Origin of the sequence: Rossellomorea vietnamensis (genome assembly GCF_008180415.1) — a bacterium.
GTDB lineage: Bacteria > Bacillota > Bacilli > Bacillales > Bacillaceae_B > Rossellomorea > Rossellomorea vietnamensis_C.
The window spans coordinates 198,868-215,869 of the sequence record NZ_VTEI01000006.1 but is presented as its reverse complement, the minus strand read 5'-3'; the positions used below and the strand labels follow the sequence as shown (position 1 = coordinate 215,869).

Below are 17,002 nucleotides of genomic sequence, written 5' to 3'. Positions count from 1 at the left end.
ATATTTGTAAACTCCATTGCACCGGCTACTAAATTATGTTACTATTTAGTAGCCTTTTATGAGGTGATTAATATGTTGGAAAATGCAAACCAATATCTGAATAACTTTATTACATATTTACAGATTGAAAAGAACTATTCAGAGTATACCGTTACTTTTTATAAGGATGATATCAGGGAATTTTTCCTTTTTATGAATGAACAGAACCTGCACTCGTTAACGGCAATTGAGTACTTTGATGCCCGATTATTCTTGACAGGCCTGCATGAAAGGGAATTTGCCAGAGCATCAATCTCAAGGAAAATCTCAAGTTTGAGAAGCTTTTTCCGGTTTTTGAACCGGGAGGGGGAGATTACTGAGAATCCTTTTGCTTTGGTAAGCAGCCCTAAGGCTGAAAAGAGGCTTCCGCAATTCTTTTATGAAGAGGAGATGGAGAACCTTTTGCAGGCGTGTGAAGGTGAAGAGCCATTGCAGCTCCGTAACAGAGCGATGTTCGAGTTGTTTTATGCTACAGGGATCAGGGTAAGTGAATGTGCAGGGCTGCGTATAAAAGATATAGATTTTTCCTTGTCTACTATCCTTGTGAAGGGAAAGGGAAGCAAGGAAAGATATGTGCCATTTGGAACTTACGCGCATGAAGAACTGGAAAAATACATAAATATATCTCGCGGACAGTTGATGAAAGACGGGAAACACGAATATGTCTTTGTGAATTACAAAGGAGGCCCTTTGACTGCAAGGGGAATCAGGCATGTGCTGAATGGGATCATTAAGAAAGCATCCCTGACTGCGAAAATCCATCCTCATATGCTCAGGCATACGTTTGCAACCCATTTACTGAATAATGGTGCAGACATGCGTACAGTGCAAGAACTGCTTGGGCACGAAAATTTATCATCAACTCAAATTTATACGCATGTAACGAAAGATCATCTTAGAAAGACTTACTTGAATCACCATCCTCGTGCTTAGTTTAAAAGGAGGTACATTATATTGGGCAATTTTCATGCAACCACGATATTTGCTGTAAGGCATAAAGGGGAATGTGCCATGTCGGGGGACGGACAGGTTACATTTGGAAATGCGGTAGTAATGAAACATACGGCCAAGAAGGTCAGGAAGTTATTTAATGGAAAAGTGGTAGCGGGATTTGCAGGTTCAGTGGCTGACGCTTTTACGTTATTTGAAATGTTTGAGGGGAAATTACAGGAGTTCAATGGAAACCTGCAAAGGGCTGCAGTAGAGCTTGCCAAGCAGTGGAGAAGCGATAAAGTGCTTCGCAAACTTGAAGCCATGCTGATTGTCATGAATGAAGAGGACCTGCTTTTGATATCTGGTACCGGGGAAGTGATTGAACCGGATGATGGTATTTTAGCAATTGGTTCCGGGGGGAATTATGCACTTGCAGCCGGTCGCGCGCTGAAGAATATGAGCGGTGAACAGTTAAACGCAGAACAGATAGCAAAGGCAGCATTGGAAACTGCGGCAGATATATGTGTTTATACCAATCATAATATTATTGTAGAAAAACTTTAAGAGCAAGAAGCGCTATCTGCAGAGGACGGATCCAATTTTCGTCTGCCTGAAACTGTGATGGTAGAATGGATACGTTGGTTGTAGTGACATCATGATGGAAAGTACACCCCAAAGGCCTTAGATAGTCAACCACTTTAGCGGGGACTGATGAATAGTCGACCCTATCCGACAAAGGAGTGTTTCTCTTGAAAAAACAAGCCAATCAATTAACGCCAAGACAGATTGTCGATCGACTTGATCAATATATAGTAGGGCAAAGTGACGCTAAAAAGGCGGTAGCTGTTGCCTTGAGGAACCGATATAGAAGAAGTCTGCTTGCTGAAGGAATCAGGGATGAAGTTGTGCCCAAGAATATTTTAATGATGGGTCCTACAGGGGTGGGGAAAACGGAGATTGCCCGAAGGATGGCCAAACTCGTTGGGGCTCCATTCCTGAAGATTGAAGCCACAAAGTTTACTGAAGTCGGTTACGTCGGCAGGGATGTAGAGTCGATGGTAAGGGATTTGGTAGAAACTTCCGTGAGGCTGGTCAAGGAAGAGAAAATCGCTGATGTAAAAGAGGCGGCAGAAGAGAGTGCGAATCGCCGTCTAGTGGAACTGCTTGTTCCTTCGAAGAAGAAAAACAACAACTATAAAAATCCTTTTGAAATGATTTTCGGAGGGAACCAAGGCGGACAGCAGAAAGAGGAGGATGAAGAGCAAAAAGAAGAATCCTCTATTCATGAAAAGCGCAGGGTAATCTCTGAAAAACTTGCTTCAGGCGACCTCGAGGAAGAGGTCATAACGGTAGAACTAGAAGAACAGCAGGCCTCAATGTTCGATATGCTGCAAGGCTCAGGTATGGAACAGATGGGCATGAATATGCAGGATGCACTTGGCGGACTTATGCCTAAGAAGAAAAAGAAGCGAAAGCTGAAGGTTAAAGAGGCCCGGCCGGTGTTGATTAATGAAGAAGCCCAGAAACTGATTGACTTGGATGAAGTAACGCAGGAGGGCATTGTTAGAGCTGAGCAGACAGGCATCATTTTCATTGATGAAATTGATAAGATTGCGAGCAAAAGCTCAAGCCAATCTTCAGGAGAGGTTTCGAGAGAAGGTGTTCAGCGGGATATCCTTCCGATAGTGGAAGGCTCCACGGTTGTTACAAAGCATGGTTCAGTCAAGACTGACTATATGCTGTTCATTGCTGCGGGTGCTTTCCATACAGTCAAGCCTTCAGATTTGATTCCTGAATTGCAGGGACGTTTCCCTATCAGGGTCGAATTAAAAAAATTATCTGTCGAGGACTTTGTGAGAATATTGGTTGAGCCGGATAACGCCATTGTTAAGCAATATATAGCTCTTTTGGAAACAGAAGGTATACAAATTGAATTTTCTGACGAAGCTATTCGTAGGATGGCAGAAATCGCTTTTTCCGTTAACCAGAATACCGATAATATTGGTGCAAGAAGGCTCCATACAATCATGGAGAAACTGCTGGAGGACTTATCATTTGAAGCTCCAGACATTACGATGGAGAAAATCACCATTACTCCTTCCTATGTCGAGGATAAGCTAGGGGCGATTTCTCAGGATAAAGACCTGAGCCAGTTCATCTTATAAGTTTGCGATATAAGTCCATAGGGTAAAACGTTTAAGGCAGGGAAAGAATACACTCCCCCATTACAGGAATATCCTTATTTATATCAATGACTATACTAATCAAACATGGATTTAATTATATAAATATAGAAACTATTCAGTTGCACTAGGAGGAAATAAAATGAATTTATTAAGTAAAACAAGAACAATCAATGCAATGCTGCAAAAAGCAGCAGGGAAACCGGTTAATTTTAAAGAAATGGCAGAAACATTGAGTTCTGTCATCATTGCCAATGTTTTCGTGGTAAGCCGCCGCGGAAAGCTTTTGGGCTTTGCGGTTAATCAAAAGATCGAAAATGAAAGAATGAAGAAGATGCTTGAAGATCGTCAGTTTCCTGAAGAATATACAAACAGCCTGTTCAACGTCCAAGAAACTTCATCTAATCTGGATATCGACAGCCAGTATACAGCATTCCCTGTCGAGAATAGAGAGCTGTTTAAAAACGGGCTGACTACAATCGTGCCGATCATCGGTGGAGGAGAGCGCCTTGGTACATTGATTCTTGCCCGTCTAGAGGACAGTTTTGATGATGATGATTTGATCCTGGGTGAGTATGGAGCGACAGTAGTCGGTATGGAGATCCTTAGGGAGAAATCGGAAGAGATAGAGGTTGAAGCAAGAAGTAAAGCTGTTGTACAAATGGCAATCAGCTCTTTATCCTATAGTGAACTTGAAGCCATTGAACATATCTTTGAAGAATTAGATGGGAATGAAGGTCTGCTTGTAGCTTCAAAGATTGCTGACAGAGTTGGAATCACAAGATCTGTAATCGTAAACGCACTTCGTAAACTTGAAAGTGCAGGTGTAATCGAATCACGTTCTCTTGGAATGAAAGGGACTTACATTAAAGTATTGAATGATAAGTTCCTGATCGAGCTGGATAAATTAAAAACAAATTAATCAAAATCAAAAAACCGCTGGTCCTTTTGGACTGGCGGTTTTTAAAATTATAGATTATCATATTAAGTCGAACGGCTCGTAAATTAAAATAGCTCAAGTGGGTACACAATAGTTAACGCCAATCAACTAAGGAGTGTTCCCAAATGAGCTATACCCATATCGTACCACAGGAACGTGTATTAATTGAAAGTTATTGCCTGGAAAAGAAATCGCTGTCTTACATTGCCTCCCAGTTGAAAAGAAGCAAGAGCACCATTAACTACGAGCTAAAACGCTGTAAGCCTTATAATGCCCTGCAGGCTCAGCTCGACTACGATGCCAAGCGGGAAAACTGTCGCTCTAGACGCACGGTCGATTAAAAAGATGTCGACTATATCTTGTCCAAACTCAAGCTGGGCTGGTCGCCGGAAAGCATTGTAGGCAGGTATAGGAAAATGCATAAGAAACCTTTTCCTATCAGTGTATCAAGCATTTACCGGTACGCTGCCCTCGGGCTGTTTAAGCTGTCCCAAAAGCTTCTGATTCGAAAAGGGCGGAAGTTGAAAAACAACATGACGGAAACGCGAGGCAAGATGCCCCGTCTTAAAAAGATTCATGCTCGTAATGCGCCTCGGAGCCAAGTCGGACATTGGGAAGTCGATACAGTCATCGGCAAGTCGCACAAAAGTCAGATTCTCACGTTGACCGAACGTACCAGCCGGTTTGAGATTATCTATAAGCTGTCGGCGAAAACGGCGAGTGAAACCGCACAGTCCATCATCCACGTGTTGAAAAACTTGCCTAAAAAAGTGGTAAAGTCCATCACCGCAGACCGCGGCAAGGAATTTCATCTTTGGGAAGAAGTAGAGAAAGGGCTGGAAGTTCCCTTTTACTTGTCGGATCCTGGCAAACCAGGTCAGCGTGGTACCAACGAAAAAAGCAACGGCCGCATTAGGCGCACGTATCCAAAAGGAACCGATTTCAGCCGAATGACCCAGAAGGACATCCTGGATTTTCTCTTGACGTTCAACCAGGTCCCCCGGAAAGTGCTCAATTATAATACGCCATTTGAGGTATTCATGAATTTCTTGCCGTGTTCGACTTGAGTTGACAATTTACAAATTAATGAAAATCATTAGTGGATTCTAGTATAATTTCACAAAAAGGGTCTAAAGACCTAATAATAAAATAGTGGAAAGGGTTGTAATTACCCCCGTACATAGTAAAATGATAGTACAAACAGTTTACGACATATTTCAACAATTTCATGCAGAAAAGGCAAACTTCACTGAAAAGGAAGGACGCAAAGCCACGGGCCTACAATCAAATGGCAGCCGGGTTACCTAAGGGAGCAAGTATAGATAAATCTATGGAGCGATCTCTTTGGGGATCGCTTTTTTTTATAGCTGTTAGAGTTAGCATTATTTTCCTGGAAGGTAGCTTTCCTTATAACATAAATAGTCAGAGTATCAAGCTTTGTAATATATTTGTAACATTAGTTGTTTTATTATGTACTAAAACTACATGTAAAGTATGGAAATGAAGTGGGACTAATGTATTGATTGAAACCTAGTTTTTAGCGTGGAAAACGTAAAAGGGTGGTTTTCTTCATCCATTTAAGCAAAAAGTCCTTTTAAAAAATGATAAAGAAGTAGCGAAAAAATTAACCAAATATTCATAGACACTCATTTTGCTTAATATTACAATAGGTAGTATGATTCCGTAAAAAATGTCAAAAACCATTAATTTTTGACAAAATCCTGGTTAGAGGTGTAAAAAAATGAATTTGTTTTCCAACACCATTCAATCACTTGAAAATGGTTTGAATAATTCTTCGGTTAAACAGAAGATGATTTCTCAAAATATTGCTAATGTAGATACTCCTAATTACAAATCAAAATCTGTCAGCTTTAAAGACCAGTTAAATGACTCCATATCATCCATGGAAGCCATTAAAACCAATCCCCGCCACTTTGAATTCTCCGGAAGGTCAGCAGCAGGGTTCCGTATTAACAACAAGCCTTTCCAATATAACCACAATGGCAATGGTGTCGATATTGATAAAGAAATGTCGGAAATGGCCAATAATCAAATCTACTTTAATGCATTGTCAGACCGCTTAAATGGGAAGTTTAATTCTATGAAGTCTGTCATTTCAGGAGGTAAATAAACATGTCGATATTTCATGGGATGAATACTACGGCTTCTGCCCTTAGCGCTCAAAGGCTGAGGATGGATGTCATTTCCTCAAATATGGCCAATGCAGATTCAACAAGAGGAAAACTGGTTGACGGTGAGTGGCAGCCATACAGAAGGAAATCGGTTGTGCTGCAGCCGGATGCCGGAAGCTTTTCTACGCTATTGAATAAAGCTATGAATATGAAAGACTCACAGTCTCTTGGAAATGGTGTAAGAGTTGCAGAGATTAAAGAGGATGGAGAGACACCCTTTAACCTTGTGTATGACCCTGAACATCCTGATGCCAATCAAGAGGGATATGTTCGGATGCCGAATGTTGATCCTCTAAGGGAAATGATTGACCTGATCTCAGCTACTAGATCGTATGAAGCAAATGTCACTGCTTTTAATGCAAATAAATCGATGATGATGAAATCTCTTGAGATAGGTAAATAAGGAGGAGACCAATGGCTGTACATAATATATATTCTGCAACGCAAAACAGAATAAGTCCGTCGTTTGATAAAAATTTGGTGAAGCCAATACAAAACCAGCAGAACTTCGCTGACTTCCTAAAAAAATCCATTGAAGAAGTGAACACGAGCCAAAAGAATTCTGATATGTTGACTGAAAAATTAGTGCGCGGTGAGAACGTGGACTTGCATCAGGTGATGATTGCATCACAAAAAGCCAGCATCACTATGCAGACAACAATGGAAGTGCGGAACAAAGTTGTTGAAGCTTACCAGGAAATTATGAGAATGCCTATGTAATGACGGTTATTATTGCCGGGTAAATCAGACAAAGTAACCGGGGGATTAAGATGAATGACAATGTAAAAAAATATAAAGAACAATTTAAAACATTTTGGTCAAGCAGAACAAAAAAGCAAAAAGGTATGTATGGAGCGGTTGTACTAGTGGTCGTGCTTGCCATTGCGATTACTGGTTTCCTTTCCACAAGGACCAATCTTGTGCCACTGTACAGCAACCTAGCTCCCTCGGAAACTGGTGCAATTAAGGAAAACCTTGATGGCAGGGGGATTGCATCGGAAATCGCCGACGGCGGCTCTACCATCATGGTTCCAGGTGAGATGGTCGATACCTTAAAAGTCGAACTTGCTGCGGAAGGGATTCCGAATTCAGGAAGCATCGATTATTCTTTCTTTAGTCAAAATGCAGGGTTTGGAATGACAGACAATGAGTTCAATGTCATGAAGCTTGATGCCATGCAAACCGAACTTTCCAACCTGATGAAAGGGATTGAAGGCGTCGAGGATGCTAATGTGATGATAACCCTGCCTGAAAAAGGAGTCTTCATCAGCGAAGAATCAGAGCAGGCATCCGCATCTATTGTTCTGAACACAAAACCGGGATTTAATTTTGATCAAAAACAGATCAAGTCCCTTCATCATCTAGTTTCTAAGAGTGTTCCTAATCTGCCTACAAGTAATATCGTCATTATGAATCAATTTTTTGAGTACTTTGAGCTGGAAAATGAAAATTCTTCCTTTGGAGGAAGTATTGTCCAGCAAATGGATGTTAAAGACAGGGTGGAAAAGGACATTCAAAAGCAAGTACAAAGCATGCTGGGAACTTTGATTGGCTTCGATAAAGTGGTTGTTTCTGTAACTACTGATATTGACTTTACCCAGGAAAACAGGGAAGTAAACGAAGTTACGCCAGTTGATGAAGAAAATATGGAAGGAATCGCTGTAAGTGTCCAAAGAATCACTGAAACCTTTACAGGAAATGGTGCCGCTGCTGGGGGTGTTCCTCCTGCTGAAGACGCAGGTGATGGTTTGGGGACTTATGTAGAAGGCGAGAATTCCGATGGTGATTACGAGCGGATTGAAGAGACAATCAATAACGAGGTTAATAGAATCCGAAGAGAAATTGTCGAAAGTCCGTATAAAATCAGGGATATCGGTATCCAAGTAATGGTAGAACCGCCGGATCCTGAAGATCCAAACTCCTTTCCTCAGGACAGACAGGAAGATATATCCCAGATGTTGTCGACGATTGTCAGAACTTCAATTGACAAAGAATCTGGTACAGAGCTGACACCGGAAGCCATTGAAGACAAAATAGTTGTATCCGTTCAGCCCTTTAATGGGAAGGTGGAATTCGGCCAGGAATCAGAAACTGCTTTGCCGTGGTGGACATATGTTATAGGTGGAATACTGCTCGCGGTAATCCTTTTACTGATTTTCTTAATGGTAAGAAGGAAGAAAAATACTGTTGAGGAAGAGGCAGTTTACCAGGAGGAAGTCATGCAGCCGATCAATATCCCTGACATTGGCACAGAGCAAGAGACTGAAGGATCTGCCAGAAGAAAACAACTTGAAAAAATGGCCAGGGAAAAACCTGAAGAATTTGCGAAGCTGCTAAGGTCTTGGCTGGCTGATGAATAGGAGGAAGCAACATGGCTAAGCAACGCGAAAAAGAATTAACGGGCAAACAGAAAGCGGCCGTTCTCCTCATCTCACTGGGCCCGGATGTTTCGGCGTCTGTTTACAAACATTTATCAGAAGAGGAAATCGAAAAGCTGACGCTGGAAATTTCCGGTGTGAAGAAGGTTGAATCCCAAGCCAAGGAAGAAGTGCTTGAGGAATTTCACACGATTGCCCTTGCTCAGGATTATATTTCACAGGGCGGTATTGGCTATGCAAAAACAGTACTGGAGAAAGCATTGGGCAATGAGCAGGCGTCGGCCATCATTAATAGATTGACTTCATCTCTGCAAGTGAAGCCATTTGATTTTGCGAGAAGAGCAGATGCATCCCAGATATTGAATTTTATTCAAAATGAGCATCCACAAACGATTGCCTTGATCCTCTCATACTTGAATCCTCAGCAGGCAGGGCAGATTCTTTCTGAACTGTCACAGGAGGTACAGGCCGACATTGCAAGGCGTATAGCCCTTATGGACGGCACTTCACCTGAAGTAATAAGTGAAGTGGAAGCCATTCTGGAAAGGAAGCTCTCTACAACTGTTACCCAGGATTACTCCCAGACAGGCGGAGTAGAGGCAGTCGTTGAGGTATTGAATGGTGTTGACCGGTCTACCGAAAAGACGATCCTTGATGCCCTGGAGATACAAGATCCTGAATTAGCAGAAGAGATCAAGAAGCGGATGTTTGTGTTTGAGGACATTGTCACGCTTGATAACCGTTCTATCCAAAGGGTTATCCGTGACAGCGAAAATGAAGATCTGCTTTTGTCTCTTAAAGTCTCAAGTGATGAAGTTAAGGACATTGTCTTCCGTAATATGTCAACCAGAATGGTGGACTCTTTTAAAGAAGAAATGGAATTCATGGGCCCTGTCAGGCTTCGTGATGTAGAAGAGGCACAATCCAGAATTGTTAGTGTGATTAGAAGGCTTGAAGACTCTGGTGAGATTATTATTGCCCGTGGCGGAGGAGACGATATTATTGTCTAAAGTCATCAAGTATACGGATGCTTCTGATACTCAAGCACGGAAAGCAAGAGTTATATCTCTAAGAAACATTCTCGGACCGGCCAATGATGAAGGTGATGGAAACATACAGGAGAACCAAATTGGGCATCTGGAAAGAGAAAAACTTATAGAGGCAGCTAAAGCAGAAGCTCGATTTATATTGGAATCAGCAAGAAATGAAGCGAAGAGACTGGAAGAGGAAGTGTCTTCTCTAAAATCCCATTGGGAACAGGAGAAGGAGCTGCTGCAGCAAGAAGCGTATGAGCAAGCCTTTCAGCAGGGGCTGGATGAAGGAAGACAAAATGGAATGCAGGAGTATAAGAATCATATTAGTGAAGCTGTCGATGTGGTCACAAATGCAAAAAATGATTACTATCTTCATATTGACAAAGCGGAGAGGGTCATATTAGAACTGGGTATGCAAACAGCTGAAAGAGTCATCGGAAGGAAATTAGAAGAAGACCCGGAAATCTTTTTGGATATAGTCAAACGGGGAATCAAGGAGGTACGGGACCTGCCTGAAGTGCAGGTTCATATTCATCCTTCAAACTACAAGCTGCTGAGCGGAAATCAAGAAGAAATTGAATCAATTTTCCCTGTTCTTCGCAAGCTTCTTTTATATCCGGATGATGAACTCAGCCAGCAGGAATGCATTATTGAAACGGGTGAAGGCAGAGTGATTGTCAGTGTGGACAGCCAGCTGAATGAAATCAAGACTAAACTTGTTGAGATCTTAGAGGGTGAAAATGAATGAAAGCCGCTGAACTAATAGAACATATTCCTTCATTACACTCCTTTAAGAAGTTCGGGAAAGTAAAAAGAGTTGTTGGTTTAATGATTGAATCACAGGGTCCGAAAAGTTCAATTGGGGATATGTGTTTCATACATATTGCTGAATCTACAAGGAAAATTCAGGCTGAAGTTGTGGGATTCAAAGAAGAGACCGTCATTTTGATGCCTTATTCCGGCATTAATGAAATCTCTCCAGGAAGTCTTGTAGAAGCGACTTCCAATCCGCTGACCATAAAGGTTGGTCATTCTCTGATCGGCAAAGTGGTTGATTCGCTGGGGAATCCTTTGGACGGAGAGCCCCTGCCTAAAGGGCTGACACGCACTTTCACAGAACAAGCTCCCCCAAGCCCGCTTAGCCGCCCGCCCATCAATGAAAAAATTGAAGTGGGAGTCAGAGCGATTGACAGTATGCTGACAGTCGGAAAAGGACAAAGGGTGGGGATTTTTGCAGGAAGCGGTGTTGGAAAGAGTACCCTCCTCGGAATGATTGCAAGGAATACAACAGCCGATTTGAATGTCATAGCCCTAATAGGAGAGCGGGGGCGTGAGGTGAGGGAATTCATTGAAAGAGACCTCGGGGAAGAAGGCTTAAAGCGCTCGATAGTTGTGGCAGCTACCTCTGACCAGCCTGCCCTGATGAGAATTAAAGGAGCCTTCACCGCAACCGCCATCGCCGAATATTTCCGCGATAAGGGATTGAATGTCATGCTGATGATGGATTCAGTGACACGAGTGGCAATGGCACAAAGGGAGATCGGCCTTGCTGTCGGAGAGCCTCCTGCCACTAAAGGGTATACACCTTCTGTATTTGCCATCCTGCCTAAGCTATTGGAGAGAACGGGCACAAACCAGAATGGAACCATCACAGCTTTTTATACAGTATTGGTAGATGGCGACGATATGAACGAACCGATTGCCGATACAACAAGAGGTATTCTTGACGGCCATATCGTTCTTGATCGTAACATCGCCAACAAAGGGCAGTTTCCAGCGATCAATGTCCTGAAAAGTGTCAGCAGGCTGATGAACCACTTGGCACCCCAGCAGCACTTAAAGGCGGCTGAAAAAGTAAGGGGACTGATGAGTACCTATAGTAATTCTGAAGATCTCATTAACATTGGTGCTTATAAGAAGGGAACATCACAGGAAATCGATATGGCCATTGCGTATCAACCGCAGATCCTCTCATTCCTAAAGCAGGGAACGGGGGAAAGAGTGACAATGCATGAAAGTGTCAACTCCCTCATCAATCTTGCTGAAAAAGGAGAGTGGAAAGGATGACCTACACGTTTAAATTCGAAAAAATCCTCAATCTGAAAGAAAGAGAAAAAGAGGAAGTCAGAGAATCTTACCGGGCAGCAGTGGAAAAGTTCGAGGATATCGCTCAAAAGCTTTATGAATTACTGAAGAAAAAAGAAGACCTTGAAAACTTCCAGACTGAAAAGCTGGTAAGCGGTTTGTCAGTACAGGATATCCGCCATAATCAAAATTTCATTTCAAATATTGAAAAAACAATAGAGTATTACCAAGGCCTTGTCATCCAGGCCAGGAACAGGATGAATTGGCATGAACAAAAACTTTCAGAGATGAACGTTGAAGTGAAGAAATATGAAAAGATCAGAGAAAACGATTTTAATAGGTATAAAGAATTCCTGCACACTTCAGAGAGCAAAGTACTTGATGAGTTGGCAGTCATGCAGTTTACGAATAAGAGAAATTAGGTGATGACATGGGGAAGAAAACAGGGAAGAATAGAAACGAAAAAACAACCAGTCCCTTTCAGTGGGTGTTGTTTGCAGGTATTATTCCTCTTCTGTTTGCCGTGGTAACAACTTTAGTTGTGCTGTCATTAGCAGGTATGAATATTTTTGAAAAAGCAAAAGAAGCCGGAGAGAAAATACCTGTCATTTCTTCTGTTATTCCTACCGATGCAAAAGAAGAAGCTGCTAAGCTGGAAGCAAGGGTGCTTTCCCTTCAATCCGACATAGAAGACAAACTTTCTGAAATTAGCACCTTGAAAGGCAAAATAAATTCTCAAGAGAAAGAAAGGGAGAACCTGCTTGCTGAACAGGAAGAACTTCAATCTAAAATTGAGGAATTGGAGCAGATTCAGCAAGAGAATAAACGGGCATTCAAGGAAATGATTTCCACATTTGAAACAATGTCAGCTAAAAGTGCTGCCCCTGTTCTCGTTAATATGGAAAAAGAAAAAGCTATAAAGATTCTCTCCAATATTAAACCAGATACTCTTGCGAAAATTCTGGAAAAGATGTCACCTGAAGATGCAGCAATGTATACAGAGCAGCTATCAGCTGAAGTAAATCAAGAAAGATAAAGGAAGAGATTTGAAAGGTGGTGAAAAAGTGAACCTGGGTATAGTGCCTTCACGTCATGTCTTAAGAGAAGCAGGTAAGAAAGATCTGTTAGAAGTTCCGAAGGAAGATGATCAAGGTGTTGTTTTTAAAAAGTTTATAGACGCTTTTGCTGCTATGGATGGGAAAGAGAAGCCTGTTGTAACAGATAGCATAATAGCTGGCAGATCCATAGGAATTTCAGAGGCACTCACCGACCTTAACTTTAGCGAATTGGATCTGAGAACTGCAATTAAAGGAGTTATTGCAGATATCAACAAAGCAGAACCACTTTTGAAAAATGTGTTAAGTGAAACTGAACAGGATGAGCTAGGGGATTCATTAACTCAGATTATTGATATTTTAAATATCTTGCCAAAAAGTATTCTAGAAAACATTAATCGGAAAAACCTTCTAATTGTTTTAAATTCTTCCGAGGCTGTAGTAGAACACAATATGGAAACAGGAAAAGGTGAATTAATACAATCCAACCTGAAATTACTCACGCATAGGCTGAAACAGTTATTTAATAGTGATAATGCAGTTTCTAATCATAATTCTTTTAATATGTCAAAAAGGGAATCGAATGTACCTCTAAAAAATTCTCTTCAATTGAACAAAGTGTATGCCTCTGACATAGAACTCGCAGTCAGCTCTCTAAATCAATCTATTGAATTGAAAAAAGAGTTGATCAGCCTTAAAGATATGGGAAATTATGATAAAACTCAAATTTCAGCAACCATTCAACAAGTAGTGGACTTTATTAGTATTTTGCCTGAGGAGATTCAGAAAGAAATTTATCAAAATGATTTAAAATCGAGTCTAAGCTTATTAAAATCAGTAATGAATTTCCTCACGAAGACACCTGATGAAGATTCGTTTATTATTCCCGAAGGCATTGCATTAAGCTGGGCAACAGAAAAGAGAAATAAACCATTCATAGAAGCTGATCTTAGCGATTTTAAAGGAAAGGTTAACAGAGAAAGACCGAACCTTTTTAGTGAATTTGTACAACTATCAAAGGGTATAGATAGTCTCAAGAGTTTTCTGTCAGATTTTCAATTGGTATCAAAAGATTCTGTACTAAATCTACTAGAGACAGAAAAAGAAGAAAATGCTGGTGAAATGTCCGGAACTTTAATGGACTTAGCTTCAGATACTTATTTTCTTCAAAAACTTTTAAAGATTCTCAACAGTGGTGAGGAGTTAGAATTCAAAGGGTTAAAAGGCAGCATAACAGTGCTGGATTCTGAGAATGATCTCGTTAAAAAAACACTCAATGATAATCTTGGCGAATCAAATGCGTTAACTGCTGCAAAAGATAACGGTAAAGAGGGACTATTTCAAATAAGTAGGCACATTAATGATCAACTTAGTGGGGATCAGGAAAACTCAGAAGATGTGTTAGCCTCTTTTACCAAAAGTAACAGTAAAGATGCATCTACTCTGATAAGTAAGCAGATGAATGCTCCTCTTGGAGAGAATCAAAAAAACTATGTTGAAAAAGAGCAGGGCATAATTCATTCTAAGGTTTTGGATCCTATTGGACCGAAGGGAAAATTAAGAATTTTAGAAGACGTTTTTACAAGGAATCAATTGGGATTAGTTGGAAGCGATAAGGCGTATAACAGGGTACCTTCTTTAAGCGTAAAGGATAATACTAATTTATTTATGAACTTTGAAAACAACATTGAGCCTGGCGGGGCTTTAATCAATAAAGATCAAATGCCTGCTTTATCATCAGTTAACAACTTTCAATTGTTTCAAAATACTTTACCGAGGACAGAGCCATTTTTCCTTGCTTTAAAAACAGGTGAAAACGAACAAACTCTTCAACAATTCACCAAGGATTTTACAAGTCTTATTGGTAAATCACAGTTGTTGCAAACTCCCAATATGAATAAGCTTTTAATTAAGCTTTATCCAGAACAACTAGGGTCTATAAGAATTGAGATACTTCAAAACAATGGTGTAATAACAGCAAAGTTGCTGGCCAGTACTAAAATGACAAAAGAATTACTCGATTCACAGCTTAGTGGTTTAAGACAAGCTTTCATGAGTCAGAACTTGCAAATAGATAAAATTGAAGTTTCACAAACACTGTTAGATTCTTACCGTCAGGAACGCCAGTCTTCCCATAATCATCATGGCCATCAACAACAAAAAGAACAGAAGCAAGATGAGCAGAAAACAAATAGAAATTCTGAGGAACCTGATTTCAAAGAATTATTAAATATGACTGAATTTATATAGGTGATGAAAGTGGCTAACATAATCAATCCAGATTTGTTTCTTACATCTGTTCAACAGGTGCAAAAACAAGTAGAAAAAGATGTACTTGGAAAAGATGACTTTATGAAAATATTAATGACACAGCTTCAAAATCAAGATCCATTAAATCCGATGGAAGATAAAGACTTTATAGCTCAAATGGCAACTTTTTCAACATTAGAGCAAATAACAAATCTAGGCAAAACTATGGAACAATTCTTGGAGGCAGAAAACCAGAATAAGCTGATTTCTTATAACCAGTTCATAGGTAAAGAAATAAATTGGCACAAGCAGAAGGAAACTTCACCAAACGAACCAGAAGGCTCGACCTTAGAGGGGACCGGGGTTATTAACTCTGTTAGGTTTAAAGGCAATGAAGTAGAATTAATTCTTAAAGATGGAACGGTATTATATCCCGGGAATATCTCTCAGTTAAAAAATTCAAGTAGCTTTAATGAAACCAACACCTTAGTAAATGCAAGTAATTTGATTGGTAAGCAGATCTCTTGGAATAATGGTTCCAAAGAAGAATCAAGTATAGTTACATCTGTTTCTAAAAAAGAAGGAATACTGTGGTTACAATTAAAGAACGGTGAGAAAATTAAGGAAGAAGATATATTGAAAATTTCCTAAAAAAGGTGTGATTGGATGCAAAGAAGTATACTCAATCGCCTGCCAACTCAGCCAATTTCATCATTTCCTCCAACTAAAGATAGAATTAATGCACCAAAGTCTGGTCGATCGTTTGCAGACACATTGAAAGAGACTGTACACGAAAAAAGAGAAATACTTTCTATCAGCAAGCATGCTGAATTTCGATTGAAACAAAGAAACATTCAAATAAGTCCTCAAATATGGACAGAAGTTGAAAGTAAGGTTGCACTGGCCAAGGAAAAAGGTGTAAAGGAACCACTTGTCCTGTTACAGAATGCTGCACTTATTGTAAGTGCAAAGAACGGAATAGTTATTACAGCTATGGACCGGCAGGAAGCAAGTTCTCAAATTTTCACAAATATAGATGGAACAATAATAATAGATTAGCAGGCTGGACCAATATGGAGGCCTATCATTGCTGAATGATAGAAGCAATGAAAAAGAGAGGGGAAAATATAGATGTTACGTTCAATGTACTCAGGAATCAGTGGAATGAAGAATTTTCAAACAAAGTTAGATGTAATCGGAAATAATATTGCAAATGTTAATACCTTTGGATTTAAGAAAGGCAGAGCTACGTTTGCCGATTTGGTAAACCAAAATATTCAGGGTGCGAAAGCCAGTGATGGGGTAATTGGAGGAGTTAATCCTAAACAAATAGGGTTAGGATCTGCTAATTCAACTATTGACACGATTCATACTCAGGGAAGTATTCAGTACACAAATCGTCCCTTAGACTTAGCGATTTCTGGAGATGGATTTTTTGTGGTTTCAGATGGCGCAAACGATTTTTATACAAGGGCAGGGAACTTTTATTTAGACGGTAATGGAGATCTTGTAAATTCAGATGGATTAGTAGTCCAGCCTGGTATTAATATCCCTGATGATGCGCAAAGTTTCAGCATTGACCCTTCGGGAGAAGTGAGTTATATAGATAATGCAGGAGCGCTTACAAATGTTGGGACCTTGCAGGTGGCAAAGTTCGCTAATCCTGGTGCTTTAGAAAAGCAAGGGGGAAATCTGTTCGCTCAAACAGCTAACTCCGGTATAGCTAATATTGTTGCCGCAGGAGAAGATGGTACGGGGAAATTCATCATCGGGGGCCTTGAAATGTCCAATGTCGACCTGTCTGAAGAATTCACTGAAATGATTACGGCACAGCGTGGTTTCCAGGCGAACACCAAAATCATCACGACTTCAGATGAAATCCTTCAAGAGCTTGTGAACCTGAAAAGATAATA

General features: G+C 40.5%; 19 protein-coding genes and 1 riboswitch. All 19 genes read left to right on the top strand.

From position 1 onward, the window contains the following. Positions 1–72 precede the first annotated feature (72 nt). The 19 genes from xerC (at position 73) to flgG (ending at position 17,000) form a co-directional block, all read left to right on the top strand. A complete protein-coding gene (gene xerC / locus FZC78_RS13255) occupies positions 73–972 on the top strand; it encodes a tyrosine recombinase XerC (protein WP_148940184.1) in 900 nt (299 codons plus the stop codon). A 21-nt stretch (positions 973–993) separates the two neighbouring features. Beyond that, positions 994–1,536 carry an ATP-dependent protease subunit HslV gene (hslV, locus tag FZC78_RS13250; RefSeq protein ID WP_148940183.1) on the top strand — a complete coding sequence of 181 codons (543 nt, stop codon included), beginning with the start codon at positions 994–996 and terminating at the stop codon, positions 1,534–1,536. Between the two features lie 185 nt (positions 1,537–1,721). Continuing rightward, positions 1,722–3,137 (top strand): HslU--HslV peptidase ATPase subunit, encoded by a 1,416-nt coding sequence (gene hslU / locus FZC78_RS13245; protein WP_148940181.1) that lies wholly within the window; start codon positions 1,722–1,724, stop codon positions 3,135–3,137. Positions 3,138–3,297: 160 nt separating this feature from the next. After that, positions 3,298–4,077, top strand: a complete 780-nt coding sequence (gene codY, locus FZC78_RS13240; protein ID WP_148940180.1) for a GTP-sensing pleiotropic transcriptional regulator CodY — start codon at positions 3,298–3,300, stop codon at positions 4,075–4,077. Between the two features lie 143 nt (positions 4,078–4,220). Then, the gene (locus FZC78_RS13235; RefSeq protein ID WP_148940178.1) at positions 4,221–4,436 is read left to right on the top strand and encodes a helix-turn-helix domain-containing protein; all 216 of its coding nucleotides are present in this window, start codon (positions 4,221–4,223) and stop codon (positions 4,434–4,436) included. A gap of 18 nt (positions 4,437–4,454) precedes the next feature. Next, positions 4,455–5,162, top strand: a complete 708-nt coding sequence (locus tag FZC78_RS13230) for an IS30 family transposase (protein WP_187444934.1) — start codon at positions 4,455–4,457, stop codon at positions 5,160–5,162. Positions 5,163–5,323: 161 nt separating this feature from the next. Beyond that, positions 5,324–5,403: riboswitch (cyclic di-GMP riboswitch) on the top strand. Between the two features lie 433 nt (positions 5,404–5,836). After that, positions 5,837–6,226, top strand: a complete 390-nt coding sequence (gene flgB, locus FZC78_RS13225; RefSeq protein ID WP_148940175.1) for a flagellar basal body rod protein FlgB — start codon at positions 5,837–5,839, stop codon at positions 6,224–6,226. A 2-nt stretch (positions 6,227–6,228) separates the two neighbouring features. Further along, positions 6,229–6,690, top strand: a complete 462-nt coding sequence (gene flgC, locus FZC78_RS13220; protein WP_148940173.1) for a flagellar basal body rod protein FlgC — start codon at positions 6,229–6,231, stop codon at positions 6,688–6,690. Between the two features lie 11 nt (positions 6,691–6,701). After that, on the top strand, positions 6,702–7,007 hold the full coding sequence (gene fliE / locus FZC78_RS13215; protein WP_148940171.1) for a flagellar hook-basal body complex protein FliE: 306 nt from the start codon (positions 6,702–6,704) through the stop codon (positions 7,005–7,007). A gap of 50 nt (positions 7,008–7,057) precedes the next feature. Continuing rightward, positions 7,058–8,647 carry a flagellar basal-body MS-ring/collar protein FliF gene (gene fliF, locus FZC78_RS13210; RefSeq protein WP_148940169.1) on the top strand — a complete coding sequence of 530 codons (1,590 nt, stop codon included), beginning with the start codon at positions 7,058–7,060 and terminating at the stop codon, positions 8,645–8,647. 11 nt (positions 8,648–8,658) lie between these two features. Then, on the top strand, positions 8,659–9,675 hold the full coding sequence (gene fliG, locus FZC78_RS13205) for a flagellar motor switch protein FliG (RefSeq protein ID WP_148940168.1): 1,017 nt from the start codon (positions 8,659–8,661) through the stop codon (positions 9,673–9,675). Then, a complete protein-coding gene (fliH, locus tag FZC78_RS13200; RefSeq protein ID WP_187444933.1) occupies positions 9,668–10,447 on the top strand; it encodes a flagellar assembly protein FliH in 780 nt (259 codons plus the stop codon). Before fliG ends, fliH begins: the two co-directional genes overlap by 8 nt. Then, entirely contained in the window at positions 10,444–11,766 is a 1,323-nt protein-coding gene (fliI, locus tag FZC78_RS13195; RefSeq protein WP_148940165.1) for a flagellar protein export ATPase FliI, read from the top strand. The genes fliH and fliI overlap by 4 nt, the downstream gene beginning before the upstream one ends. Beyond that, the gene (gene fliJ / locus FZC78_RS13190; RefSeq protein WP_148940163.1) at positions 11,763–12,206 is read left to right on the top strand and encodes a flagellar export protein FliJ; all 444 of its coding nucleotides are present in this window, start codon (positions 11,763–11,765) and stop codon (positions 12,204–12,206) included. Before fliI ends, fliJ begins: the two co-directional genes overlap by 4 nt. Before the next feature lie 8 nt (positions 12,207–12,214). Then, entirely contained in the window at positions 12,215–12,820 is a 606-nt protein-coding gene (locus FZC78_RS13185) for a MotE family protein (RefSeq protein WP_148940162.1), read from the top strand. A gap of 10 nt (positions 12,821–12,830) precedes the next feature. After that, positions 12,831–15,089, top strand: coding sequence for a flagellar hook-length control protein FliK (locus FZC78_RS13180; protein ID WP_148940161.1), 2,259 nt, complete (start codon positions 12,831–12,833; stop codon positions 15,087–15,089). A 9-nt stretch (positions 15,090–15,098) separates the two neighbouring features. Beyond that, positions 15,099–15,740, top strand: a complete 642-nt coding sequence (flgD, locus tag FZC78_RS13175) for a flagellar hook assembly protein FlgD (protein WP_148940160.1) — start codon at positions 15,099–15,101, stop codon at positions 15,738–15,740. A 15-nt stretch (positions 15,741–15,755) separates the two neighbouring features. Then, complete coding sequence (locus tag FZC78_RS13170; RefSeq protein ID WP_148940159.1) at positions 15,756–16,148, top strand: TIGR02530 family flagellar biosynthesis protein; 393 nt, start codon at positions 15,756–15,758, stop codon at positions 16,146–16,148. A gap of 72 nt (positions 16,149–16,220) precedes the next feature. Next, positions 16,221–17,000 carry a flagellar basal body rod protein FlgG gene (flgG, locus tag FZC78_RS13165; protein ID WP_148940158.1) on the top strand — a complete coding sequence of 260 codons (780 nt, stop codon included), beginning with the start codon at positions 16,221–16,223 and terminating at the stop codon, positions 16,998–17,000. Positions 17,001–17,002: the final 2 nt, after the last annotated feature.

Excerpts from the sequence above, each read along its gene's own strand:
- codY (WP_148940180.1), top strand. The coding sequence starts at position 3,298 with ATGAATTTATTAAGTAAAACAAGAACAATCAATGCAATGCTGCAAAAA.
- fliG (WP_148940168.1), top strand. The coding sequence starts at position 8,659 with ATGGCTAAGCAACGCGAAAAAGAATTAACGGGCAAACAGAAAGCGGCC.
- fliE (WP_148940171.1), top strand. The coding sequence starts at position 6,702 with ATGGCTGTACATAATATATATTCTGCAACGCAAAACAGAATAAGTCCG.
- flgB (WP_148940175.1), top strand. The coding sequence starts at position 5,837 with ATGAATTTGTTTTCCAACACCATTCAATCACTTGAAAATGGTTTGAAT.
- FZC78_RS13235 (WP_148940178.1), top strand. The coding sequence starts at position 4,221 with ATGAGCTATACCCATATCGTACCACAGGAACGTGTATTAATTGAAAGT.
- flgC (WP_148940173.1), top strand. The coding sequence starts at position 6,229 with ATGTCGATATTTCATGGGATGAATACTACGGCTTCTGCCCTTAGCGCT.
- flgG (WP_148940158.1), top strand. The coding sequence starts at position 16,221 with ATGTTACGTTCAATGTACTCAGGAATCAGTGGAATGAAGAATTTTCAA.
- xerC (WP_148940184.1), top strand. The coding sequence starts at position 73 with ATGTTGGAAAATGCAAACCAATATCTGAATAACTTTATTACATATTTA.
- FZC78_RS13185 (WP_148940162.1), top strand. The coding sequence starts at position 12,215 with ATGGGGAAGAAAACAGGGAAGAATAGAAACGAAAAAACAACCAGTCCC.
- fliI (WP_148940165.1), top strand. The coding sequence starts at position 10,444 with ATGAAAGCCGCTGAACTAATAGAACATATTCCTTCATTACACTCCTTT.
- fliJ (WP_148940163.1), top strand. The coding sequence starts at position 11,763 with ATGACCTACACGTTTAAATTCGAAAAAATCCTCAATCTGAAAGAAAGA.
- FZC78_RS13170 (WP_148940159.1), top strand. The coding sequence starts at position 15,756 with ATGCAAAGAAGTATACTCAATCGCCTGCCAACTCAGCCAATTTCATCA.
- fliF (WP_148940169.1), top strand. The coding sequence starts at position 7,058 with ATGAATGACAATGTAAAAAAATATAAAGAACAATTTAAAACATTTTGG.